At 60.9% G+C, this 23,105-nt stretch carries 28 protein-coding genes and 1 riboswitch; of the genes, 13 read left to right on the top strand and 15 right to left on the bottom strand.

Annotated elements, in window-relative coordinates:
* The first annotated feature begins 5 nt into the window (after nucleotides 1–5).
* Nucleotides 6–938 (top strand): allantoinase PuuE, encoded by a 933-nt coding sequence (gene puuE, locus HBA26_RS08380; protein ID WP_126345223.1) that lies wholly within the window; start codon nucleotides 6–8, stop codon nucleotides 936–938.
* Between the two features lie 42 nt (nucleotides 939–980).
* Here puuE and hpxZ read toward each other — a convergent pair whose 3' ends face one another.
* The 4 genes from hpxZ to hpxW are packed head-to-tail and all read right to left on the bottom strand — an operon-like array spanning nucleotide 981 to nucleotide 4,540.
* On the bottom strand, nucleotides 981–1,367 hold the full coding sequence (hpxZ, locus tag HBA26_RS08375; RefSeq protein ID WP_048960335.1) for an oxalurate catabolism protein HpxZ: 387 nt from the start codon (nucleotides 1,365–1,367) through the stop codon (nucleotides 981–983).
* Nucleotides 1,364–2,761: an AtzE family amidohydrolase gene (locus HBA26_RS08370; protein ID WP_126345224.1), complete on the bottom strand. Its 1,398-nt coding sequence runs from the start codon at nucleotides 2,759–2,761 to the stop codon at nucleotides 1,364–1,366. Before HBA26_RS08370 ends, hpxZ begins: the two co-directional genes overlap by 4 nt.
* The gene (gene hpxX / locus HBA26_RS08365; RefSeq protein ID WP_028012637.1) at nucleotides 2,758–2,946 is read right to left on the bottom strand and encodes an oxalurate catabolism protein HpxX; all 189 of its coding nucleotides are present in this window, start codon (nucleotides 2,944–2,946) and stop codon (nucleotides 2,758–2,760) included. The genes HBA26_RS08370 and hpxX overlap by 4 nt, the downstream gene beginning before the upstream one ends.
* A 10-nt stretch (nucleotides 2,947–2,956) precedes the next feature.
* Nucleotides 2,957–4,540: an oxamate amidohydrolase gene (hpxW, locus tag HBA26_RS08360; protein ID WP_126345225.1), complete on the bottom strand. Its 1,584-nt coding sequence runs from the start codon at nucleotides 4,538–4,540 to the stop codon at nucleotides 2,957–2,959.
* Between the two features lie 143 nt (nucleotides 4,541–4,683).
* On the opposite strand from hpxW, the gene hpxU reads away from it, so the two are divergent.
* The 7 genes from hpxU to hpxK all read left to right on the top strand — a co-directional run bounded on the left by hpxU (nucleotide 4,684) and on the right by hpxK (nucleotide 11,055).
* Nucleotides 4,684–5,523: a MurR/RpiR family transcriptional regulator HpxU gene (hpxU, locus tag HBA26_RS08355; protein ID WP_045261682.1), complete on the top strand. Its 840-nt coding sequence runs from the start codon at nucleotides 4,684–4,686 to the stop codon at nucleotides 5,521–5,523.
* Between the two features lie 191 nt (nucleotides 5,524–5,714).
* Nucleotides 5,715–6,497, top strand: coding sequence for a transporter substrate-binding domain-containing protein (locus HBA26_RS08350; protein WP_045261681.1), 783 nt, complete (start codon nucleotides 5,715–5,717; stop codon nucleotides 6,495–6,497).
* Between the two features lie 4 nt (nucleotides 6,498–6,501).
* The gene (locus HBA26_RS08345; protein ID WP_126345226.1) at nucleotides 6,502–7,167 is read left to right on the top strand and encodes an amino acid ABC transporter permease; all 666 of its coding nucleotides are present in this window, start codon (nucleotides 6,502–6,504) and stop codon (nucleotides 7,165–7,167) included.
* Nucleotides 7,167–7,823, top strand: coding sequence for an amino acid ABC transporter permease (locus tag HBA26_RS08340; protein ID WP_014883296.1), 657 nt, complete (start codon nucleotides 7,167–7,169; stop codon nucleotides 7,821–7,823). The genes HBA26_RS08345 and HBA26_RS08340 overlap by 1 nt, the downstream gene beginning before the upstream one ends.
* Nucleotides 7,804–8,541, top strand: a complete 738-nt coding sequence (locus HBA26_RS08335) for an amino acid ABC transporter ATP-binding protein (protein WP_008499843.1) — start codon at nucleotides 7,804–7,806, stop codon at nucleotides 8,539–8,541. Before HBA26_RS08340 ends, HBA26_RS08335 begins: the two co-directional genes overlap by 20 nt.
* Nucleotides 8,542–8,554: 13 nt before the next feature.
* Entirely contained in the window at nucleotides 8,555–9,796 is a 1,242-nt protein-coding gene (locus tag HBA26_RS08330; RefSeq protein ID WP_025912976.1) for an alanine--glyoxylate aminotransferase family protein, read from the top strand.
* Nucleotides 9,793–11,055 carry an allantoate amidohydrolase gene (gene hpxK / locus HBA26_RS08325; protein ID WP_166720869.1) on the top strand — a complete coding sequence of 421 codons (1,263 nt, stop codon included), beginning with the start codon at nucleotides 9,793–9,795 and terminating at the stop codon, nucleotides 11,053–11,055. Before HBA26_RS08330 ends, hpxK begins: the two co-directional genes overlap by 4 nt.
* Here the strand turns inward: hpxK and HBA26_RS08320 are convergent.
* Complete coding sequence (locus HBA26_RS08320; RefSeq protein WP_126345228.1) at nucleotides 11,021–12,022, bottom strand: magnesium transporter; 1,002 nt, start codon at nucleotides 12,020–12,022, stop codon at nucleotides 11,021–11,023. The two genes, hpxK and HBA26_RS08320, sit on opposite strands and share 35 nt — an antisense overlap.
* A 60-nt stretch (nucleotides 12,023–12,082) precedes the next feature.
* Nucleotides 12,083–12,252, bottom strand: a riboswitch (M-box (ykoK) riboswitch).
* A gap of 154 nt (nucleotides 12,253–12,406) precedes the next feature.
* On the opposite strand from HBA26_RS08320, the gene HBA26_RS08315 reads away from it, so the two are divergent.
* Nucleotides 12,407–12,910 carry a DedA family protein gene (locus HBA26_RS08315; RefSeq protein ID WP_028012644.1) on the top strand — a complete coding sequence of 168 codons (504 nt, stop codon included), beginning with the start codon at nucleotides 12,407–12,409 and terminating at the stop codon, nucleotides 12,908–12,910.
* A gap of 1 nt (nucleotide 12,911) precedes the next feature.
* Here HBA26_RS08315 and HBA26_RS08310 read toward each other — a convergent pair whose 3' ends face one another.
* Nucleotides 12,912–13,661, bottom strand: coding sequence for an SDR family oxidoreductase (locus HBA26_RS08310; protein WP_028012645.1), 750 nt, complete (start codon nucleotides 13,659–13,661; stop codon nucleotides 12,912–12,914).
* 100 nt (nucleotides 13,662–13,761) lie between these two features.
* Between HBA26_RS08310 and HBA26_RS08305 the strand changes: the two genes are divergently transcribed.
* Nucleotides 13,762–14,121, top strand: coding sequence for a helix-turn-helix domain-containing protein (locus tag HBA26_RS08305; protein WP_023335206.1), 360 nt, complete (start codon nucleotides 13,762–13,764; stop codon nucleotides 14,119–14,121).
* Nucleotide 14,122: 1 nt separating this feature from the next.
* Here HBA26_RS08305 and HBA26_RS08300 read toward each other — a convergent pair whose 3' ends face one another.
* Both HBA26_RS08300 and HBA26_RS08295 read right to left on the bottom strand, forming a co-directional pair.
* Nucleotides 14,123–14,917, bottom strand: coding sequence for an SDR family oxidoreductase (locus HBA26_RS08300; RefSeq protein ID WP_088204979.1), 795 nt, complete (start codon nucleotides 14,915–14,917; stop codon nucleotides 14,123–14,125).
* Between the two features lie 125 nt (nucleotides 14,918–15,042).
* Entirely contained in the window at nucleotides 15,043–15,486 is a 444-nt protein-coding gene (locus HBA26_RS08295) for a helix-turn-helix domain-containing protein (protein WP_028012647.1), read from the bottom strand.
* 152 nt (nucleotides 15,487–15,638) lie between these two features.
* Here HBA26_RS08295 and agp point away from each other — a divergent pair, with 152 nt between their 5' ends.
* Nucleotides 15,639–16,880, top strand: coding sequence for a bifunctional glucose-1-phosphatase/inositol phosphatase (gene agp, locus HBA26_RS08290; protein ID WP_047368259.1), 1,242 nt, complete (start codon nucleotides 15,639–15,641; stop codon nucleotides 16,878–16,880).
* Between the two features lie 32 nt (nucleotides 16,881–16,912).
* Here agp and HBA26_RS08285 read toward each other — a convergent pair whose 3' ends face one another.
* Entirely contained in the window at nucleotides 16,913–17,140 is a 228-nt protein-coding gene (locus tag HBA26_RS08285; protein ID WP_028012649.1) for a YccJ family protein, read from the bottom strand.
* An 18-nt stretch (nucleotides 17,141–17,158) separates the two neighbouring features.
* On the bottom strand, nucleotides 17,159–17,755 hold the full coding sequence (gene wrbA / locus HBA26_RS08280; RefSeq protein ID WP_041910554.1) for an NAD(P)H:quinone oxidoreductase: 597 nt from the start codon (nucleotides 17,753–17,755) through the stop codon (nucleotides 17,159–17,161).
* A 390-nt stretch (nucleotides 17,756–18,145) separates the two neighbouring features.
* Here wrbA and HBA26_RS08275 point away from each other — a divergent pair, with 390 nt between their 5' ends.
* Nucleotides 18,146–18,316 carry a general stress protein gene (locus tag HBA26_RS08275; protein ID WP_001273664.1) on the top strand — a complete coding sequence of 57 codons (171 nt, stop codon included), beginning with the start codon at nucleotides 18,146–18,148 and terminating at the stop codon, nucleotides 18,314–18,316.
* A gap of 116 nt (nucleotides 18,317–18,432) precedes the next feature.
* A complete protein-coding gene (locus HBA26_RS08270) occupies nucleotides 18,433–19,353 on the top strand; it encodes a DMT family transporter (RefSeq protein WP_047368260.1) in 921 nt (306 codons plus the stop codon).
* Between the two features lie 109 nt (nucleotides 19,354–19,462).
* On the opposite strand, the gene rutG is transcribed toward HBA26_RS08270, so the two are convergent.
* Genes rutG through rutC form a run of 5 tightly spaced genes read right to left on the bottom strand, consistent with a single transcriptional unit; the run spans nucleotide 19,463 to nucleotide 23,105 of the window.
* Nucleotides 19,463–20,785, bottom strand: a complete 1,323-nt coding sequence (gene rutG, locus HBA26_RS08265; protein WP_126345229.1) for a pyrimidine utilization transport protein G — start codon at nucleotides 20,783–20,785, stop codon at nucleotides 19,463–19,465.
* A 21-nt stretch (nucleotides 20,786–20,806) separates the two neighbouring features.
* Nucleotides 20,807–21,301 carry an NADH-dependent FMN reductase RutF gene (rutF, locus tag HBA26_RS08260; protein WP_028012654.1) on the bottom strand — a complete coding sequence of 165 codons (495 nt, stop codon included), beginning with the start codon at nucleotides 21,299–21,301 and terminating at the stop codon, nucleotides 20,807–20,809.
* 9 nt (nucleotides 21,302–21,310) lie between these two features.
* On the bottom strand, nucleotides 21,311–21,901 hold the full coding sequence (locus HBA26_RS08255; protein ID WP_028012655.1) for a malonic semialdehyde reductase: 591 nt from the start codon (nucleotides 21,899–21,901) through the stop codon (nucleotides 21,311–21,313).
* A gap of 9 nt (nucleotides 21,902–21,910) precedes the next feature.
* Complete coding sequence (gene rutD / locus HBA26_RS08250) at nucleotides 21,911–22,711, bottom strand: pyrimidine utilization protein D (protein WP_028012656.1); 801 nt, start codon at nucleotides 22,709–22,711, stop codon at nucleotides 21,911–21,913.
* Between the two features lie 7 nt (nucleotides 22,712–22,718).
* A complete protein-coding gene (gene rutC / locus HBA26_RS08245) occupies nucleotides 22,719–23,105 on the bottom strand; it encodes a pyrimidine utilization protein C (protein ID WP_008499822.1) in 387 nt (128 codons plus the stop codon).

Raw genomic sequence — 23,105 nt, 5'->3', positions numbered from 1 at the left:
GTGGTATGGGGCTTTTCGAACAGGATTATCCGCGGGATCTGCGCGGCTACGCGGGCAACCCGCCGCACGCGCGGTGGCCGAATGAGGCGCGCATCGCGGTGCAGTTTGTGCTCAATTATGAAGAAGGGGCGGAAAACCACGTTCTGCACGGCGATGCCGGGTCCGAGCAGTTCCTGTCGGACATCATCGGCGCGGCCAGCTACCCGGACAAACACATGTCGATGGACTCCCTTTACGAATACGGCAGCCGCGCCGGGTTCTGGCGGATCCACAATGAATTTCAAAAACGCGGCCTGCCGCTGACGGTCTTTGGCGTGGCGATGGCGCTGGCGCGTCACCCGGAGATTGTTGAGGCGATCAAAGCCGCGGATTACGACGTGGTCAGCCACGGCTGGCGCTGGATCCACTATCAGAACATGGACATCAGCCAGGAGCGCGAACATCTGCACAAGGCGGTGCACGTTCTGACCGACCTGTTCGGCAAGCCGCCAACCGGCTGGTACACCGGGCGTGACAGCCCCAATACCCGCCAGCTGGTTGTGGAGCACGGCGGCTTCGACTACGACAGCGACTACTACGGCGATGATTTGCCCTTCTGGACGGAAGTGGCCTGCGGCGACGGCACTCAAAAACTGCACCTGATCGTGCCCTATACGCTGGATGCGAACGACATGCGCTTCGCGACCGCGCAGGGGTTTAACACCGCCGAGCAGTTTTATACGTACCTGAAGGACAGTTTTGACGTGCTGTACGAGGAGGGGGAGAGCGCGCCAAAGATGATGTCCATCGGCATGCACTGCCGCCTGCTGGGCAGGCCGGGGCGTTTTCGCGCGCTGCAACGGTTTCTGGATTACGTGCAGCAGCACGATCGGGTGTGGGTCTGTACCCGCCAGCAGATTGCTGACCACTGGCGGGAAGTTCATCCGTTTCAGAAGTAATTGTGCGATGTTTTGCCGGGTGGCGGCTGCGCCTTACCCGGTCTACACCATCAAACTCACCTGCGCCGCAACAATGCGCCACCCGTATGCAAACCTTACCCACGTCTGCTGCTGGCGGCCAATCCGCTCCGTACCTTCACGGGTAAACTCGGTGCTGCACACGGCATAATCCTCCCCGAAGGTGGTAATCACGGTGTGGCGCAGCGTCCGCTGAAGCCCAGCAGACGGGCGCGCCGCCCTAAAGGCGCGGATTTCATCGATCCCGTACAGGTTTTCACCCGCCCCCAGACGCACCGTGTTTTTGTCGTGCCAGAACAGCTCGTCCAGCACGGCAATGTTGTTACTCACCAGCGCATCTTCATAGCGATAAAACGCGGCGGTCACCTCGGCAACCACCCACGGCAGGTTAATGTCATCGTGATTGATCATGCTGCAACCTCCGCCGGGCGGGCATCGGTGATGCCGCTCTCTTCCAGCACGTGCGCGACGCGCAGGCAGGCCTGCTCGTTAAACGGCGCGGCAATCAGCTGCAGGCCAATCGGCGCGCCATGTGCGGTGCGCAGCGGAACGGTGGTCACGGGCAGGCCCAAAAATGAAATTGGCTGGGTCAGCATCCCCATGCTGGCGCGGATGGGGAGCGGCTGACCGTTAATCTCCATGGTTTGCTCGCCGATCCGCGTGGCGCTGCGCGGCGTCGCGGGAGCGATCAGCACGTCGGCCTGGGCAAACAGTGCGTGAAACGCCTGCCGCGCCTGCGCGCGGAACCGCTGGGCCTGAATATACCAGGCGGAGGGGATCATCGCGCCTGCCAGCAGTCGCTCCCGGGAGTGCGGCTCAAAGCGCTCGGGCTCGCGGCGAAGCGCGGGCAGGTAGTGATTTCCCCCTTCGGAGGCGCTGATGATAAACGCCGCGGAGCGCGCCAGCTCGGCGTCCGGAAACTGCAGCTCATCCTGCACGTCGAGCGCCTTCGCCACCCGTGCCACGGCGTCTCTGGCCTGTGCGTCGCACCAGGTGGTGAAGTAGCCGCCGAGCACCGCGCAGCGCAGGCCGTCAAGCCCGCGGTCTAGCAGGGGGCGCGTTTGCTCGCGCGAGCTCTCTGCCTGAAAACGGTCGCTGCTGTCCCGGCCCTGCAGCGCGTCGTACACGGACGCCAGGTCGCACACCCGGCGGGCGAAGGGGCCGATATGATCCAGGCTCGCGACAAACGGATGGCTGCCGGATCGTGACAGGCGGCCAAAGGTGGGCTTGAGGCCATAGATGCCGCACAGGGAGGCCGGAACGCGAATCGACCCGTTGGTGTCGGTGCCGAGCGAAAAGTGCGCCAGCCCGGCGGCTACGGCGGCGGCTGAACCGCCAGAGGACCCGCCCGCAATGCGCGTCAGGTCGTGCGGGTTACGCGTCGCGCCGTAGTGGCTGTTCTCGGTGGTAAAGCCGTAGGCGTAGGCGTCCATATTCACCATGCCGGACAGCAGCCCGCCCGCGCTGCGCAGCTGGCGCACCGCGAAGCTGTCAGCGGCCGCAGCGGGACGCTGGCTGAACAGCTCGGCGCCGGCGAGGGTGGTGTGTCCGGCAACGTCGAACAGGTTTTTCACCGCGTAGGGCACGCCCGCCAGCGGCGGCAGGGGGCGCTTTTCGCGGCGCAGGGTGTCGATGTTCTCGGCCTCGGCGAGCATGCGAGCTTCCGTCACGGTGGTCCAGGCATTGATCTGCGGGTTAACGCGCCCAATCGCCTCCAGCGTCTGGCGGGCAATCTCATGGGCGCTCAGCTCGCCCGCGCTCAGCGCCTGTTGAATGTCGCTGATACTCATCTCGTGTAGCGTCATGCTTTATACACTCCTGCGATCTCCAGACGGTCGTCGAGCGGCAGCGCCATCAGCGGGGCGGCCATGCTGGCAATGCGGCTGAACTGCAACTGCAGCTCGGCGCGGCGGGCATCGTCCAGCGTCACGCCGAGCACGGACTCCATTTGCGCAAGATATGCCTGCCAGTCGGGTTGTTGTGTCGTCATTGTTTTCTCCTCAGTATCCGGCGGCCGCGCCGTTGCTGCGCGGGTCAAACGCCCCTTCAAACAGCCCGTTGGGGTGCCGGACAATCGCGCCCGCGTGGCCCATAGCTTCGCTAAAGTCCGGGAAGCGTTCGACCTCATGCCCCCGCGCCCGCAGTTCAGCGACCGTCTCAGCACTAAATCGTCCTTCCAGCTTTAACGTGTCCGAGGTTTGCCCCCAGGTACGCCCCAGCAGCCAGCGCGGGCGGGTGATGCTCTCCTGCAGCGGGACGCCCTGAACCACGTAGCGGGTAAAGAGCGCGGCCTGGGTTTGCGGCTGTCCGTCACCGCCCATCGATCCGTAGACCATTACGCGCCCGTCCTTAAGACGCGCCGCCGCCGGGTTCAGGGTATGGAAAGGCTGTTTGCCCGGCGCGAGGGCCAGAAGATGAGCGGGGTCGAGGCTGAACGACGCCCCCCGGTTCTGCCAGACGATGCCGGTATCGGGCAGCACCACGCCGCTGCCGAACTCGTGATAAATACTCTGGATAAACGACACGGCAAGCCCGCTGTTATCCATCACCCCCATCCACACCGTATCGCCGGGCCCTTTTCCGGTTCCCCACGGCGCGGCGTGGCCGTCGTCAACCCTGTCGGCAAGCGCCTGCAGGGCTGAGGGATCCAGCAGTTCCTGAATCTCGGTTTTCAGTTCACGCGGGTCGGTAATGTGGGCATCGCGCAGGCCAAAGGCCAGCTTGGTGGCTTCAACGATGCGGTGAATGGTGTCCGCGTCGTCGGCCTCCGCCATATTCAGGCGGTCGGTGATGCCGAGTATCGCCAGCGAGACCAGCCCCTGCGTCGGCGGGGCGTGGTTAAAGATCTCCCCCTGCTGATGCTGCAACTTCAGCGGCGCGGTGCGCCGGGCAACGTGCGCGTTAAGATCGGCCAGCGTCACGGGCATGCCCAGCGTCTCCAAGCCGTGCGCCAGCACGTTCGCCAGCGGGCCGCGATAAAAGCTGTCCAGACCGTCCTCCGCCAGGCGCGTCAGGGTTGAGGCCATGGCGGGCTGGTAAAAACGGCTCCCGACCTGGGGCGGCTTACCGTTCACCAGCCACGTTTCCGCGAAGCCGGGGATGGCCTTAAGCTCGTCGAATTTACTGGCCGTGGCATGGGCCTGTGAGGCCGTGACCGGGGTGCCGTTTTGCGCATAGTCAATAGCGTCGGCCAGCAGGCGGGCCAGCGGCAGCGACTTGCCGGTCATCTCGCGGGAGACCTTCAGCGCCTCGTCCCAGCCGCTCACCGTGCCAGCGACGGTCAGCGCCGCCTGCGGTCCGCGATGAGGAATGTGCGTGTGCCCGTCGTAGGCGGCAAGCGTCGCGCGCGATCCCGCCGCGCCGCTGGCATCAATGGCGATGGGGTCGCCTTCTGGCGGCACGATAAGCCAGAAGCCATCGCCGCCCAGCCCGTTCATGTGGGGGTAAACCACGGCGATGGTGGCCGCCGCCGCGACCATCGCTTCAATCGCGCTGCCGCCTTCGCGCAGCACCGCCAGCGCGCTCTGGCTGGCAAGATGGTGGGGCGCAACGGCCATGCCGTGCGTGGAGACGTTGCTTTGCATGAGAAGTCCTCGTAACACTGAAAGTCACAAGGCGCTGCAAAAGCTGTTCCAGTTCTGAAAGAAAAGTTTCAGTAAGCTGGCACGTATAATGAATACGTATAAAGAAAGGTATAATGTGATGAAACAAAAGTTACAGAGGCGCTATGGAACAACTGGATGAACGTCTGAAAGCACAATACCCGTCGCTGTCGCCGCAGGAGCAACGGGTGGCAGACTTTATATTCGACCATTTTGACGACCTGATCAGCTACAACAGCGCCGAGCTGGCGCAGCTGAGCGGGGTGTCGAAAGCCACGGTCAGCCGCCTGTTTAAGCGTCTGGGCTATGAGAAATATAAGGATATGCGCGACGAGCTGCGCACCCTGCGCCAGAGCGGGATGCCGCTCACCGATAACCGCGACGCGGTGCAGGGCAACACGCTGCTGGCGCGCCACTACAAGCAGGAGATGGCGAACCTGACCCAGTGGGTCAATGCCCTTGACGCGCAGCAGTTTGCCGACGCCATGGCCTGCATGGTCAAGGCGCGGCGCATCGTCATTATCGGCATGCGTAACGCTTATCCGGCGGCGCTCCACCTGCGCCAGCAGCTGCTGCAGGCGCGCGGTCAGGTGCTGGTCCTGCCGCAGCCGGGGCAGAGCCTGAGCGAGGAGCTGGTGGACCTAACGCCGGACGATCTGGTGGTGATGATGGCCTTCCGCCGCCGCCCGCGCATCATTCGTCCGCTGATGCAGCAGCTTCAGAGTAGCGGTATTCCGGTGCTGCTGATGTGCGAGCCGCAGGCCCACAGCCTGTTTCCGCTGGCGAGCTGGCAGCTCTGCGCCCCGCTGGACAGCGTCTCCGCCTATGACAGTTATTCCTCGGTCAACAGCCTGATCAACCTGCTGGCGAACGCCTTCCTGCATGACATTCTCGATAAAGGCCGTCCGCGCATTCACGAGATTGCCTCCCTCTACCAGCAGCTGGACGAACTCGAACAACGATAATGGGGCATCAGACTGGTGCTTTGCATTGTAATGGTGCAAATGAACGGGGCGAAAATAGAGAGTATCTTCGCCCCGTCCGCGTTTTATCAGGCTTTAAGAGAAAATTCCCCGCTTCGCCTTATCTGGCACATTAGTTGCAAAATCACATTCAAAGAATCTTTTGTTTCATGTTAACGTTACGGGGAAGCACCATGAAAAAACTATTTATTGCACTGGCCGGGGCCGCATGTCTCTTCACTCAGCTGCCAGCAAAGGCTGACCAGCTTCAGGATATCGAGAAGCGCGGCACCATTCGCATTGCCGTTCCGCAGGATTTCCCGCCGTTTGGCTCGGTGGGGACTGATCTGCAGCCGCAGGGCTACGACATAGACATGGCGCGCTATCTGGCGAAACAGATGAAGCTCAAGCTGCAGCTGGTGCCGGTGACCAGCGCCAACCGCGTGCCGTACCTGCAAACCGACAAGGTGGATCTGGTCATTTCCAGCCTCGGTAAAAACCCGGAACGCGAGAAGGTGATCGACTTCAGCCGCGCCTACGCGCCGTTCTTCCTCGGCGTGTTTGGCCCGAAAGGGGCCGAGCTGAAGGACGCCGCCGCGCTGAGCGGAAAAACCATCGGCGTGACGCGCGGGGCGGTGGAGGACATGGTGCTGACCGGCCTGGCACCGAAAGACGCCAACGTGAAACGCTACGAAGACAACAACACCACGCTCTCGGCCTACCTCTCCGGCCAGGTGCAGTACGTGGCGACCGGCAACCTCGTGGTGGCGGCCATTTCGCGCCAGAACGCGGACAAAGCCCCGGTGCCGAGCTTTATGCTGAAAGACTCACCGTGCTTTATCGGCCTGAAGAAGAACGAACCGGCCCTGAAGGCGAAAGTGGATGCGCTGATTGAGCAGGGCATCAAGGACGGCACGCTGAACGGCCTGTCCGAGCAATGGCTGAAGGCCCCGCTGCCGGCAAACCTTGGCGCCTGAGCCAATGACGGAGCAACTTGATTTTTCAGCCCTCTGGCCGCACTGGCCGGAGCTGCTGGCGGGATTGTGGGTCACCATTCAGCTGACGGTAATGGCAACCGTCGGTGGGCTGGCAATCGGGATTTTCGGCGCGGCGATCCGCAGCGCACGCACCACCTGGTACAGCCGGATCTGGGGCGGCTACGTGGAGATCATCCGCAACACGCCATTTGTGGTGCAGCTGTTTTTCATCGTCTTCGGCCTGCCGAATCTTGGCCTGAAGATGACGGCGGGGGAGGCGGCGCTATTGGCAATGGTGGTGAACCTGGGCGCGTACAGCACCGAAATTATCCGCGCGGGCATTCAGGTCACGCCGAAAGGACAGTGGGAGGCCGGGCGCGTGCTGGGGCTAACCCGTCTGCAGACGTTTATTCGCGTGGTGCTGCCGCCCGCGCTGCAGCGCATTTATCCGGCGCTGGTGAGCCAGTGCATCATCGTGATGCTCGGCTCGTCGGTAGTGTCGCAGGTCTCGTATGAAGAGCTGACCTTCGCCGCTAACCTGATCCAGTCCAGAACGTTTTTGAGCTTTGAGGTCTATCTGGTGACAACCGGGATTTACTTAGCGCTGTCGATTACCCTGCGCCAGCTGATGATGGCGGCAGGACGCAAATGGCTGGGGGTGCAGGCATGATGACCACCTTTACCGACTGGGACATTATTCGCAACCTGCTGCTGGCCGGACGCTGGACGGTACTGCTGTCGCTGGTGGCGTTTGTCGGCGGGGCGGTGGTAACGCTGCCGCTCCTGCTGCTGCGCCTGACGGGCGGACGCACGGTGAAGCGCATTATCCGCGGCTATATCGAGCTGTTTCAGGGCACGCCGCTGCTGATGCAGCTGTTCCTGGCCTTCTTTGGCGTGGCGCTGTTCGGCATCGACGTTTCGCCGTGGACCGCCGCCTCGCTGGCGTTAACCTTTTACACTAGCGCATTTCTGCTCGATATCTGGTACGGCAGCATTCGCGCCCTGCCGAAGGGGCAGTGGGAAGCCTCGCGCTGCCTGGGCCTGACCTTCGGCCAGACCCTGTTTCGCGTGGTCGCTCCGCAGGCGCTGCGCATCGGCATCGCCCCGACGGTGGGCTTTGCGGTGCAGGTGATCAAAGGTACCGCGCTGGCGTCGATTATCGGATTCATCGAGTTGACCAAGGCCGGGACCATGCTGACCAACGTGACCTATCAGCCATTTAAGGTCTTTGCGCTGGTGGCGCTGGGCTACTTTATTCTGTGTTATCCGCTGTCGCGCTACAGCCGCTATCTGGAGACCAAATTCAATGCCTCTCATCACCATTAATCAGGTGCAGAAGTACTACGGCGATAACCACGTGCTCAAGGGCGTCGATCTGGATATCGACATGGGCCAGGTGATCTCCATTATCGGGCGCAGCGGATCGGGTAAAAGCACGCTGCTGCGCTGCATCAACGGCCTGGAAGGGTATCAGGACGGGAGCATCAAGCTGGGCGGCATGACCATTACCGACCGGGATTCTCAGGCGCGCGAAATCAGCCGCTCGGTCGGGATGGTGTTCCAGAGCTTCAACCTGTTCCCGCACATGACGGCGCTGGAGAACGTGATGCTCGCCCCGCGTCGGGTGCTGAAGAAAAGCGCCGCCGAATGCCGCGAACTAGCCCAGCGCATGCTGGAGAAAGTGGGGCTTGGCGATCGTCTGGATTACTACCCGTCGAGCCTCTCCGGCGGCCAGCAGCAGCGCGTGGCGATTGCCCGCGCGCTGGCGATGTCGCCTAAAGTTTTACTCTGCGACGAGATCACCTCCGCGCTCGACCCGGAGCTGGTGGGCGAAGTGCTCAAGGTGCTGGAGCAGCTGGCGGCCGAGGGGATGACCCTGATTCTCGTGACCCATGAAATGAATTTTGCCCGCGAAGTGGGCGACCGCGTGGTGTTTATGCACCAGGGGAAAGTCTGGGAGCAGGGCGACAGCAAAACGCTGTTCGCCAACCCGCAGACCACGGAACTGAAGCAGTTCATCTCCTCCGTGCGCGGCCTCAACTGATAAGGACTTAACAATGGATATCGCACACTTTCCGCAAATCAACCCGCCCCAGCGCCTGCTGATGGGGCCGGGGCCGATCAACGCCGACCCGCGCGTGCTGCGCGCCATGTCGAGCCAGCTGATCGGCCAGTACGATCCGGCCATGACCCACTACATGAACGAGGTGATGGCGCTCTATCGCGGCGTGTTTCGCACCGAGAACCGCTGGACGATGCTGGTGGACGGCACCTCCCGGGCGGGGATTGAAGCCATTCTGGTCTCCGCCATCCGCCCCGGAGATAAAGTGCTGGTGCCGGTCTTTGGCCGCTTTGGACACCTGCTGTGCGAAATTGCCCGCCGCTGCCGCGCGGAGGTGCACACCATCGAGGTGCCGTGGGGCGAGGTGTTTACCCCGGACCAGGTCGAAGATGCGATTAAGCGTATTCGTCCGCGCCTGCTGCTGACCGTGCAGGGCGACACCTCCACCACCATGCTGCAGCCGCTCGCGGAGCTCGGCGCCATCTGCCGCCGCTACGACGTGCTGTTTTACACCGATGCCACCGCGTCGCTCGGCGGCAACGCGCTGGAGACCGACGCCTGGGGCCTGGACGCCGTCTCGGCCGGGATGCAGAAGTGCCTTGGCGGCCCGTCGGGCACGTCGCCGATCACCCTGAGCGCGCGCATGGAGGAGGCGATCCGCCGCCGCAAATGCGTTGAGGAGGGCATTCGCACCGACGCCCACCGCGACGGCGACGAGGAGATGATCTACTCCAACTATTTCGATCTCGGCATGGTGATGGACTACTGGGGGCCGGAGCGCCTCAACCACCACACCGAAGCGACCACCGCGCTGTTTGGCGCCCGCGAGTGCGCGCGTCTGATCCTGCAGGAAGGGCTGGATAACGGCATCGCCCGCCACAGGCTGCACGGCGATGCGCTGCTGAAGGGCATTCAGGCGATGGGGCTGGAGACCTTTGGCGATCTGAAGCACAAGATGAACAATGTGCTGGGCGTGGTTATTCCACAGGGCGTCAACGGCGACCAGGTGCGTAAGCTGATGCTGGAGGATTTCGGGATTGAAATCGGCACCTCGTTTGGCCCGCTGCACGGCAAGGTGTGGCGCATCGGCACCATGGGCTACAACGCGCGCAAGGACTGCGTGATGACCACCCTGAGCGCGCTGGAGTCGGTGCTGAACTACCTGAAATTCACCACCACGCAGGGTGCGGCGATGCAGGCCGCGTGGGACCACTATCGCCGCGAGACGCCGCAATGAGCCCGGCGGCAGAACGGGTGATGGCCCGCGCCGACGCGCTGGCCGCCATCAGCGAAACCCCGGATGCGCTGACCAGGGTCTATCTCTCGGTGCAGCATCAGCAGGCCAACCAGCTGGTGGGGCAGTGGATGAGCCAGGCGGGCATGACCGTCTGGCAGGACAGCGTGGGCAACATCTGTGGACGCTATGAGGGGGCGCAGGAAGGGGCGCAGGCGGTGCTGCTTGGATCGCATCTGGATACCGTGCGCAACGCGGGACGCTACGACGGCATGCTCGGGGTGCTCACGGCCATTGAAGTGGTGGACAGCCTGCATCAGCAGGGGGTGCATCTGGCGCAGGCCATCGAGATTGTCGGCTTTTGCGATGAAGAGGGCACCCGCTTCGGCATTACGCTGTTAGGCAGCCGGGGGCTGACGGGCACCTGGCCGCAGGGCTGGCTGGAAAAAACTGACGCCAGCGGCATCAGCGTGGCGCAGGCGATGACCCAGGCGGGGCTCGATCCTGCCCGCGTGTCGCATGCCGCAAGGCGTCAGGAAGATTTCAGCGCCTATCTCGAGCTGCATATTGAGCAGGGGCCGTGCCTTGAGCAGGAGGCGCTCGCGCTTGGCGTGGTGGAAGCCATTAACGGTGCCCGTCGCCTGAACTGTCGTTTCACCGGCGAGGCCGGACATGCGGGAACCGTGCCGATGCTCCACCGCAGAGACGCGCTGGCCGCCGCCGCCGAGTGGATGGTTATCATTGAAAACGCTACCCGACAGCAGGGCGGCAACCTGGTGGCGACGGTCGGGGAATTGCGCTGTCTGCCGGGAGCGGTGAACGTGATCCCCGGTGAGGTTCAGCTCTCGCTCGATATTCGCGGCCCGCAGAATGCACCGCTGGACAGGTTGCTCAACGACCTGCTGGAACATGCCCGGGCGATCGCATCGCGCCGCGGGCTGGCATTTAGCGCCGAGGAGTTTTACCGCATTGCCGCCACGCCGTGCAATCTGCACCTGCAGAACGTGCTGGGGGAGACCGTCAAATCGGTACAGGGACGCTCGCTGTCGCTGCCCAGCGGCGCGGGCCACGATGCGATTGCCATCGCGGAACGCTGGCCGGTGGGCATGCTGTTCGTGCGCTGCAGGGGCGGAGTCAGCCACCACCCGGCGGAATCGGTGATGGCTGAGGATGTTGCGCTGGCGATTGAGGCGTTTTCGCGTGCGGTGATTCAGCTGGCGGATCGCGTTACTCCAGCCCCAGCGTATACTGCGCGATCTTAAAGTAGATAATCAGCCCGGTACCGTCGATAAGCGTCGCGATAAACGGCGCGGAGACGACCGCCGGGTCAATGCCGCAGCGCTTGAGCACCATCGGGATCACTGACGACACAATCGCGCTCCAGAGCGTAATGCATACCAGCGTCAGGCTGACGATAAGCGTGATTTCCAGCCCGATACCCATCATCCAGGCGCGGATGCACCCGGCAATACCGAGCGTCACGGCAATCATCAGCGAGGTGGTCATCTCTTTGCGCAGCACGCGGCCTACGTCGCGCAGATGCACTTCACCCAGCGCCATGGCGCGCACAAGCGTGGAGGTGATCTGCGTTCCGCTGTTGCCACCCGTGCCGATCAGCAGCGGAATAAAGAACGCCAGCGCGATGGCAGACTCCAGCGCCTCTTCGAAGTGCTGGATCACCGAGCTGGTGTAGGCTTCCGCGACAAACAGCAGCAGCAGCCAGACGGAGCGTTTCTTCCACAGGCTGAAGGCGCTGGTTTCCAGATAGGGCTTCTCCAGCGGCAGCGTCGCCCCCTGAAGCTGGGCGTCTTCGGTGACGTCATCTTCCAGCAGATGGGCGATTTCGCGCTCGGTCAGGCAGCCGACGAGCTTGCCGTGGGTCACCACCGGCACGACGTCCGCCTCGCCGTGGGCCAGAAGTCCGGCGACATCGGCTCGTTCATCTTCCGGTTTGACCTGCAAAAACTGCGAAATCATCAGGCTTTTAATTGGCTGCACGGTATCCGTGACCTGCAATAATTTGCGTACCGCAATCATGCCCGCCAGGCGTCCATGGTCTTCAATAAAAATATGCGACGGAATATCATCGTCTTTTAATTTTTCGAAGAATTGCTCGCGCGCCAGCGCCACGCATAATGAAACGTCGAGGACAATAAAATCGGTATTCATATATTGCGCGACCGCGCTGTCATTGAATGCCAGGTTGTGGTTGTGAATAGCGTAAGACATAGTGAATTCCCTTTGAATAATAAAATCTCTCAGGGGCGAGCAAGACAGGGCATGTCGGAAAGGAGATCCCCACGTCCTGGGTTCAGCACTGTACACCGTATCCCGCAAGGGAAGTTATACTGACAAAGCCTTGATTCGACAGTGCCTGTTTTACCCTGTGCCGGTTCTCTCGAACCCACCAGAGCGATAACGTGTATTTGTACAGGAGCCTCGCCATAACGAGATCGTTGTAAAGCGTGAGGAATAATACGCTTGTTTAAATTTATCGCTCAGGAAATTAAATAATGTTTAAGGAAGGTTTAGGTAAATCTTATTAATAGAATGTTGAGGGTTTATTTAAGGTTATTCCTTTTAAATGGAGGATTAATTAACGGGGGAAGGAAAATGGCGTGGTTTGATAATCTGCTGAATCATTTTGCGCTTTATCCGGCACATCTGTTCGCGCTGTTATTCGTAATGGCGCTGAGCAAGTCCACGGTGCTGATCTCCTCCGTGCTGCCACCCGCCTCGGTGATGCTGCTGGCGGGCATCGGCGTCAGCCAGGGGAGCATGCACCCGGCGCTGGCGTGGCTCGCCGTGGTGCTGGGGGCAACGGCGGGATCGGTGCTGAACTACCATATCGGCCAGCTGATGGGGCACACCCGGCTGGTCGCGCGCTTTACGGCGAAGCATGCCGCTACGTTTTTACGGGTTCAGCATCAGCTGCAAAAAAACGGTGTCATCGTACTGTTTACGTCACGCTTTCTGGCGGTGTTGCGTTATGTCGTGCCGCTGGCGGCGGGGATGCTCAGGCTGAACGCCGTCAAAGTTTACGTCGTCAGCCTGCTTTCCGCCTGTGCATGGGCGGCGCTGTATGTCGGCGCGGTCACCGGCATCAGCGCCTTTTGAGTTACAGACTCCCCATTCCGCCGTCCACCAGCAGCTCCGTTCCTACCGTGTAGCTCGACTCGTCGGACGCCAGATAGAGCGCGGCTTTTGCCAGCTCCGTCGTCGAGCCCATTCTGCCGAGCGGCACCAGCTTGATGATCTCCGCCATCATCGCGTTAAGCGTCTCTTCGCTTAAGCCCGTCTTCGTAAATGCCGGCGTTTCCACCGGACCGGGGCTCAACCCGTTGACGCGGATCCCGCGCGGCAGCAGCTCCGCCGACAACGTACGCGCCAGCGACAGGAGGGCGGCCTTGCTCGCGGCATACACGCTGCTGGTGGGCAGGCCGATGCGTGCGCTCACGGAGCCGCAGAGGATCACCGACGACGGGTTATTCAGCAGCGGCAGCAGCGCCTGAATTAAAAAGAACGGTCCCTTCAGGTTGATGCCCATCAGGCGGTCCCACGCATCCTCCTGCCAGGCTTCCAGCGGCGCGTGCGTCACGTCGCCAGCGTTGAGAAACACCGCGTCCAGGCGTGGCCAGCGGGCGGCGAGAGTTTCCGCCAGCGCTTTTTGCGACGCGATATCGCCTGCGTCGGTTGGAATCACCCAGGCCTTATCGCCCAGAATGCGCTCTGCTTCGGCGAGGGTGTCCGGGTTGCGTCCGGTCACGGCGACGCGCGCCCCTTCGGCGATAAACGCCTGCGCGGTGGCAAGACCAATGCCGCTGGTGCCGCCGGTAATCAGCGTATATTTATCGGTTAAACGACCCATGTTCTTCTCCTGAAATGTCACTGGAGAAAGCACTATAGAAACGTTAGTATCGAAAGGAAACCAGGTACCAAATGGATACTAACGAGGCAAGAGGTGTGCTATGGCAGAAATGCTGGAGGTGTGCTGCGAAAAAAAATCTGAGGCGTATACCTGCCCGATGACGCAGTTTGTCAACCTGATATCCGGTAAGTGGGCGATCCCCATTCTCTATCGCCTGATTGTGTTCAACACGCCCGTACGCTTTGGCGATCTACTGCGTGCCGCTGCCCCCATCACGCAGAAAGAGCTGACGAAGCAGCTCCGCCTGTTTGAGCAGCGCGGGCTGGTGACGCGGACGGTCTACCCGGAGATCCCCCCGCGCGTGGAGTATCAAATTACCGAGCTGGGGTTAACCCTGCAGGACGCACTTTCGCCGCTGGCCGCCTGGATGAGCGAGTACGGCGACCAGCTTGAGCGTTAGGCTACTGTTTCACGTAGCGCGGTGCCGGAACCCCGGTGCGCGCGCTGTTAAACAGCTCAAGGCGCGCCGCTTCGTAGCGATCCCACAGGGCGGCGTCATGCATCGGCGGAATAGTGATCTGTTCGCCCTGATCCAGACCCGCCAGTGACGCATCGACCATATCGTCGGTGGTCATCACCGACCCTTCCGGCAGATCGTTCACCGTAACCCCTGAATGGCTCCAGATCTCCGTCGCCGTCGCGGCGGGCAGCACGGCCTGAATGTGCACGCTGCTATCGGCAAATTCTTCCTGCAGTCCGCGGGTAAAGCTCAGTACCCAGGCTTTGGTGGCGCTGTACAGCGCGCTGCCCGCACGGACATGGAGCGATAACACCGAGGCGATATTGATCAGCGTCCCGCGATTGTTCTGCGCCAGGCGGGGCAGGATGGCGTAGGTCAGACGCATCAGCGCCGTGGTGTTGAGGGTGTTGATGGCCTGATGCTGCGCCACATCGCCCGCGAGGAACGGGGCCATCTGCGCGGTGCCCGCGTTGTTTACCAGCGTATCGATGGCGGTATTGTGGCGCAGTTCATTTTCCACGGCGCGGATCCCGGCTTCATCGCTGAGATCGGCCACCAGTATAGCGACGGCCACGCCATAGCGCGCGCGCAGGTCGGCGGCGAGGGTTTTCAGACGATCCTCGCGGCGGGCGACCAGGACCAGGTTAGCGCCGCGCGCGGCAAGGCGATCGGCATAGACGGCCCCGATCCCGGAAGAGGCGCCGGTAATTAAGGCGGTGGTGATTTGCGTAGTCATTGTGTGTTACCTCAAAGCAAAGTGGGTTATTTGGTTTCAATATGAAACTGAATTAACTCTCTGCTATTTGGTTTTATAATGCAACCATTTTGCCGGGCATTTTGTGCTTTTGCCGTTGGGAACGATCAGGAGGGGAGTTTAGCCACGATCTCTTCAGGCGTCAGTTCGCGCCCATCGTCGGCGATAAGCGCCAGTTTACGCAGGGGTTTGCGCTGTTCGCTATCGACGAGAACGGTGCCGCATTCGTTTTCCGCGAACAAAAATTCATTGCCCCACTGGGAGAGAGCAACCAGTACCGTCTGGAGCGCGCGTCCCTTGTCGGTCAGAACGTATTCCTGCCATGCGCTGCCGTCGGAGGCGGGCTGAAGCCGGAGGATGCCTTCATCGACCAGCAGCTTCAGCCGAGAGGTGAGCATGTTTTTTGCGATACCGAGGCTTTTCTGAAACTCACCGAAGCGTTTAATCCCGCGCAGCGCGTCGCGAACGATCAGCAGCGACCACCAGTCGCCAATGATATCCAGCGAACGGGCGACGGGGCAGGTGCTCTCTTCAAGGCGGGTGCGTTTCACGGTCAGGTCTCCGGTGGGGTATGGTTTTATTATAAAACTAATTAGCGCCCACCGTAAGCACGTTAATCATCAGTTTGAGAAATGCTTCCCGAAAAAACTGTCACGAATCTGTCACACTCACTGGAATATTAAAAAAACGTGAGGAACGAGGGATGAGAAAAGCACTACTCGCAGTGGCCGTGGCAGGTACCCTTTCAATGGCCTTTGGCGCACAGGCGCAGGAGACGCCGAAAGGCTATCAGCTGGAGCAGGTGTTAATCATGAGCCGTCACAACCTGCGCGCGCCGCTCGCTAACAACGGCAGCGTGCTGGAGCAGTCCACGCCGAAGCAGTGGCCGGAGTGGGACGTGCCGGGCGGTCAGCTCACCACCAAAGGCGGCGTGCTGGAAGTCTATATGGGCCATTACATGCGCGAGTGGCTGGCAGAGCAGGGGATGGTGAAGACGGGAGAGTGTCCGCCAGCGGATAGCGTTTATGCTTACGCCAACAGCCTGCAGCGTACTGTCGCCACTGCGCAGTTCTTTATCACCGGCGCGTTCCCGGGCTGCGACGTACCCGTGCATCATCAGGAAAAAATGGGCACCATGGATCCGACCTTTAATCCGGTGATTACCGATAACTCGCCGGAATTCCGCGAAAAAGCACTCAAGGCGATGGAGTCCGAGCGGCAGAAAATGCAGCTTGGTGAAAGCTATAAGCTGCTGGAGCAGATGACGAACTACGCTGACTCTCCGTCCTGCAAAGAGAAAAAGGTCTGCTCGCTGGCAGACGCGAAAGATACCTTTAGCGCCGACTATGAAAAAGAGCCTGGCGTATCCGGGCCGCTGAAGGTGGGTAACTCGCTGGTGGATGCGTTCACGCTGCAGTATTACGAAGGGTTTCCGGCCGACCAGGTGGCCTGGGGTGAAATCAAGACCGACCAGCAGTGGCGCGTGCTGTCGAAGCTGAAGAACGGCTATCAGGACTCGCTGTTTACCTCCACCGAGGTGGCGCAAAACGTGGCGAAGCCGCTGGTGAAATATATCGATAAAACGCTGGTCACCGAACAGGCGAAAGCGCCTAAGATTACTCTGCTGGTAGGGCACGATTCGAACATCGCTTCACTGCTCACCGCGCTGGATTTCAAGCCGTATCAGCTGCATGACCAGCAGGAACGGACTCCAATTGGCGGCAAGATTGTCTTCCAGCGTTGGCACGACAAAAACAGCAATCAGGAGCTGATGAAAATTGAGTATGTCTACCAGAGCGCGGAGCAGCTGCGCAACGCCAGCGTGCTGACACTGCAGTCGCCCGCGCAGCGCGTGACGCTGGAGCTGAAGGGCTGTCCGGTGGACGCGAACGGCTTCTGTCCGGTTGATAAATTCAATGCGGTCATGAATAACGCGGCGAAGTAAAAGAGAACCCCCCGCATGGCGGGGGGAAACGCTTAGACGTTTTTACGTTCGATGGTTTGCTCGCCCCAGAAGAGCGAGTCTTTGTCCGTTTTTTCGAAGGCGCGAATCAGCACTTCATCGTTGCCTTCTTCCCAAATCTGCTCGGCCAGCTTTTCGTCGTAGTTCGCGACTTCAAAGATGGCTTCGGCAATCTCCGGAGAGGTGTTGCGTAAACTTGCCCATTCGCCCACGTGGTGAGCTTTGGATTCCTGTGTTGGCATACTTTTCCTCCTGTTGGGTTAGCCGTTCAGTTTTTTAGCGAGACCCGCGACGTATTCACCCTGATAGCGGGCGATAGAGAGTTCTTCATTGCTTGGCTGACGTGAGCCATCCCCACCGGCAATGGTGGTTGCGCCGTACGGCGTCCCGCCGCGCACCTGAGAAACGTCAAACAGCTCCTGCGCGCCGTAGCCAATTGGCACAATCACCATCCCATGATGAGCAAGGGTAGTCCAGGTTGAGGTAATCGTCTGCTCCTGGCCGCCGCCGGTGCCGGTAGAGCTGAATACGCTGGCGAGTTTGCCGTACAGCGCCCCGGATGCCCAGAGCCCGCCGGTTTGATCGAGGAAGGTACGCATCTGGCCTGACATATTGCCGAAGCGGGTCGGGGTGCCGAAGATAATGGCATCATACTCCGCCAGCTCCTGCGGGGTGGCGACCGGGGCATTTTGTGTTTTTCCCCCGGCTTTGGCGAACGCTTCCGCCTGCATGGTTTCCGGTACGCGTTTTACCACAACCTCAACGCCGTCCACTCTGTTTGCACCTTCTGCTACCGCGTGAGCCATGGTTTCAATGTGTCCATACATGGAATAATAGAGCACCAGAACTTTTGCCATTTTGCATCACTCCTCGTTGGTTTTTCTGACAGCGGATCGCTGCGTTCATTTAAAGATATGACATCACGGCCAGACTGCAAAAATGAACGACATTTCTTTGATTTATAACAACATGGTTACAATACGGTGCTGTAGCAAAATGAAACAACTTTCTGGTCGTCGAATTTTAAAATGATAAGAAAGGCTTATAGATTTCCGTCGCGTTATCTGACCCGAAAGGCGGATATCATGTTGCAGAATATTACCCGTGGCTTGCCGGATAGCGTCAGTCCACTAAGCTTAGTTTCACGCGGCACAGATAAAGGCCCTGTCCTTTAGCCGCGAGGTGAAAGAATCCTCTTTTACTGAATGCAATATGATGTCTAATGTTTCACACTCTGGAGGTTAGAGATGGCAAACCATCGTGGTGGTTCAGGTAATTTCGCTGAAGACCGTGAAAGAGCATCAGAAGCAGGTCGTAAAGGTGGCCAGTCTAGCGGGGGTAACTTCAAGAACGACCCTCAGCGCGCATCAGAGGCTGGTAAAAAAGGGGGTAAAAATAGCCACGGCAGCAATAAGTAGTACGCCGGGTTGACTCCCTGCCGCCGGGTTTCCCGGCGGTTTTTTTATGTCTGCAACATTGAACTGTAACCAAAGGCAACGCACACTACAGAATTGATCTCACTTGTTGGTGTCGCATGTCCGTCTCACGCTTTAAATTCTCCATTAAACCGCAGGAAGCCATCCTTATTCTCATCACCATGTTCTGGGGCGGGACCTTTCTTGCCGTCCAGTACGCGGTGACCCTCAGCGATCCGTTCTTTTTTGTCGGCCTGCGCTTTGCGACGGCGGCGATAGCCGTGGGGCTGATCTCCCTTAAAACGCTGCGGGGTCTGACGCTGAAGGAACTCAAGGCCGGCGTGGCGATTGGGATTGCGATAGCGATGGGCTACAGCCTGCAGACGTGGGGATTGCAGACCATCTCCAGCAGCAAATCCGCTTTTATTACCGCCATGTACGTGCCGCTGGTGCCGCTGCTGCAATGGTTATGCCTCGGGCGGCTACCGGGGCTGATGTCCTGCATTGGCATCGTGCTGGCGTTTATCGGCCTGATTTTATTAGCCGGGCCGGAAAATAACCTGCTGGCGCTGGGGCCGGGCGAGATCATTACCCTCGTCGGGGCCATTGCCATCGCGGCGGAAATTATTCTGATCAGCGCCTGGGCTGGGAAAGTGGACGTCAAGCGCGTGACGGTGGTGCAGCTCGCGACGGCGTCGCTGGTGGCCTTCGCGACGATGGTGCCAGCCGGGGAATCCGTGCCGCCGATGTCCACGGGGCTGGTGGTGGTCGCGCTGGGGCTTGGCATCTTCAGCGCCATTATCCAGGTGACCATGAACTGGGCGCAGCGCAGCGTATCGCCAACGCGGGCGACGGTGATCTACACCGGTGAACCGGTCTGGGCGGGGATTTTCGGACGACTGGCCGGCGAGCGTTTACCGCTGCTGGCGCTGGTGGGCGCGGCGTTTATTGTCGCCGGGGTGCTGGTGAGCGAGTTGAAGTTAAAAAAACGACGTAAGGCGATTGCCGGGGTAGGTGCTGAACAAGGTGCAGATAGCTAACAACGCGCACGCTACCGTTTTGCCCGGCGGCGCTACGCTTGCGCGGGCCTACATCCCAACTGTAGGCCGGGTAAGCGTAGCGTCACCCGGCAAGAAAGTGACACACATATCAGGTGGACGGGGTGATGGCTTCCCCCTGCGCCACATCCCCTTTCCGGCGGCTCAGCAGGGCGTTAAGCAGGATCGCGCCGAAGGTCGCCGTACCAATCCCGCCAATCGTAAACCCGCCCAGCGTCAGGGCAAAATCGCCCGCGCCCAGCACCAGCGTGACGGCCACCATGATCAGGTTGCTGTTCTGGCTGAGGTCAACCCGATGCTGCACCCAAATGCGCGCCCCGGCCACGGCGATCAGCCCGAACACCACAATCGACGCGCCGCCGATGACCGGTGACGGAATGGTGTGGATCAGCGCGCCGAACTTCGGTGAGAAACCAAGAAGGATCGCCATTACCGCCGCCGCCACGAAGACCAGCGTTGAGTAGACCTTGGTCACCGCCATCACGCCGATGTTTTCCGCGTAGGTGGTCACGCCGCTGCCGCCCACGGAGCCTGAGAGCATGGTCGCCAGCCCGTCGCCGACGAACGCGCGGCCCATGTACGGATCCATGCTGCGCCCGGTCATTCCCGCCACCGCCTTCAGGTGCCCTAAGTTTTCCGCCACCAGGATCACCGCCACCGGGGCGATAAGCATCATCGCCTGCGTGTTAAAGGTGGGCGAGGTCACCTGCGGCAGACCGAACCAGGCGGCCTGATGAAGCAGGGTAAAATCGACCGGCTTGCCTATGCCGAACACGTTCGCCAGCAGGGCGTAGATCAGACAGGCGATAATCAGCCCGACCAGGATCAGCAGACGCTGGATCATCCCGCGCGTAAAGACTGCCACCAGGCCGATGCACAGCACCGTGATCACCGCCATCCAGCTTTCAAACGGCGAAGCGGAGACGCTTTTCACCGCAATCGGCGCGAGGTTCAGGCCTATCGCCATCACCACCGCGCCGGTGACGACGGGGGGCATCATCCGTTCGATCCAGCGCGTGCCGATCTTCATCACAACGAGACCAATCAGGGTATAGACCAGCCCGCAGGCGATGATGCCGCCGAGGGCCACGCTCAGGTTGGGGTTGATCCCCTGGCCGTTAAAACCGGTAGTGGCGATCACCACGCCGACAAAAGCGGCGCTGGAGCCCAGGTAGCTGGGCACGCGCCCGCCGGTAACAAAAAAGAACAGCAGGGTGCCGATTCCCGACATCAGAATAGACAGGTTGGGATCGAGCCCCATCAGCATCGGCATCAATACCGTCGCGCCAAACATCGCGACTGCATGCTGGACGCCCATCACCATGGTTTGCCCGAGCGGGAGGCGTTCATCCGGCGCGACCACGCCTGCTTCAGTGGAGGTCGATTTCAACTGCCAGTGGGGAAATCCGAACATGGTCTGTCTCCTTAAAGCGCCTTAGCAGGCGGGTCGCATAAGCGCGTGGTAGCTGCGGTCAAACCACACCAGACCTTGCGGTGCGGGGTGGCGAATAATCGATACGATGTCGCAAAACAGAATGTCGTGGGTACCGACGCTGACCACCTGGCTGATGCGGCAGTCAAAGGAGGCCAGCGCATCCTCCAGACGCGGGCAGCCCGTGTCGCCCGTCTGCCAGCGGGCGGCGGTAAAGCGTTCCGCCATCGGCGTTTTGCCGCCAAACAGATTGGATAAAGGCTCCTGTCCGGCGCTCAGGGTATTCACGCAAAGGGTGCGGTTTTCGCTGAACGTGGGCCAGACCGACGCGCCGCGGTTCAGGCACACCAGCAGGGTGGGAGGGGAATCCGTGACGCTGCATACCGCGCTGGCGGTAAAGCCCGCCATCCCCGCCGGGCCGTCGGTGGTGATGATGTTGACCGCCGCGCCAACGCAGGCCATGGCGTCGCGAAAGGTTTGTTTATCGGGTGTCATCACGATCGCTCCTTACGCCAGTCCGCAGGCATCGTCGAAGGTCAGGCGCGGCAGGCGCCCGTAAAGTTTGCGCGTATCGCCATAGCCAATGTTGATCAGCAGGTTGCTTTTAAGCGTTGTGCCGGTGAAAAAGGCCTCGTCGACCTTTTGTCGGTCAAAGCCCGACATCGGGCCGGTGTCCAGCCCCAAGGCGCGACAGGCGAAAATCAGATACGCGGCCTGCATTGAGCTGTTGCGAAAGGCCGTCTCTTCCGCCAGCGCGGGGCTTGCGGTAAACCAGCTTCTGGCATCGCCGTGCGGGAACAGCTCGGGCAGGCGCTCGTAGAATTCCCCGTCCCAGGCGACAATCGCTGTCACCGGGGCGGTAAGCGTTTTCTCGAGGTTGCCGCTGGAGAGCGCCGGGCGCAGCTTCTCTTTTCCCTCTGCGCTTCGCACAAAGATAATGCGCGCCGGTGAGCAGTTGGCAGACGTTGGGCCCCATTTCATCAGGTCATACATCTCGCGCAGCGTCTCGTCGCTGACCGGCATATCCAGCCAGCCGTTGTGGGTGCGGGCACCGGTGAACAGCGTTTCCAGCGCGGCGGGGGTAATGGCTTCGCTCATTAAAGCTCCTTATAAAGCGGGTTCAGGGCTGTGCAGCAGGCTGGCAAGCCCGTTCAGCAGCAGGGTGTTAAAGGTGTCCGGCTCGGTGACGTTGCAGGCATGTCCGCCCTGGCGCATGACCGTTTTGTGGGCGTGCGGGAGGGCGGCGTGCAGTTCAGCGGAACAGACGGACGGCACCAGCACGTCGTCGGCGGAACAGATAATGTGAACCGGGCAGCGAATGCGTGCGGACTGGCGGCGGAAGTCGGCTTTTTTCAGGGCGCTGAGCCTGCGCAGCAGGTTGGTTTTACCCTGGAAATGGGCCAGCGCCAGCGCTTCTTCAGCTTCCAGACGCGGCGCGCGGGCGGCCATCCAGTCTGCCGGGTAGAGAAACAGCGGCTGCGCCTCGACCCACGCCTGCGCGCCGCCGGAATGCAGCAGCCGCTCGCGAACGTCAAAACAGCGGCGGGTGTGGGCATTGAGGGTCAGCCAGCCGTTGACGCACACCAGCGCGGTGAGGGCGTCGGGCCTGTCGAGGGCCAGTTGCAGGCCGACCAGCGCGCCGAGCGCGTGCCCGACGACGCTGTAGCGCGCAATGCCTGCGTCAGCCAGCGCCTGGGCGAGCTCGTCTGCCATCTGCGCAAGGCTGTAACCCTCCGGCAGGGTGTCGGGGTTATTGCCCGTTCCCCGCTGGTCATAGCACACCACCTGATACTCCGGCTCCAGCGCGGCCTGCTGGGGCAGCCAGTAGCTGCCGCTGCCGCCGAGACCGGAAATAAAGACCACCACGGGCGCACCCTCGTACGGCGGCGGCGAGACGGAAAGTTTCATGCCTGCCTCACTTCGCGATGTGCGCAACGGTGGCGATCTCAACCAGCGCGTCCGGTTTTACCAGCCCGCACTGAATGCAGAACCGCGCCGGTTTATCGCCGGGGAAGAACTCGGCGTAGATTTCGTTAATCGCGGCGTAGTTTTTCCAGTCGGTGATAAAGATGCTGTTGAAGGTCACGTCCTCCATGGTGCCACCCGCCGTTTCGATCACGGTTTTGATCGTCTCCAGTACGTGGCGGGTTTGCGCCTTTGGGTCGTTGATAAATACCACGTTGTTGTCTTTATCAAACGGCAGCGTGCCGGAGACATACACCACGCCGTCGGCGAGGGTGCCGGGGACGAACGGGGCGATGGGCGTGCTGGTGCCCGGCGGGATGATTACGGATTTCGGCAT

Origin of the sequence: Enterobacter sp. 725m/11 (genome assembly GCF_011683705.1) — a bacterium.
Lineage (GTDB): Bacteria > Pseudomonadota > Gammaproteobacteria > Enterobacterales > Enterobacteriaceae > Enterobacter > Enterobacter bugandensis.
Note: the sequence above shows the minus strand (reverse complement) of the source record. Positions and strands in the feature narration are given on the sequence as shown.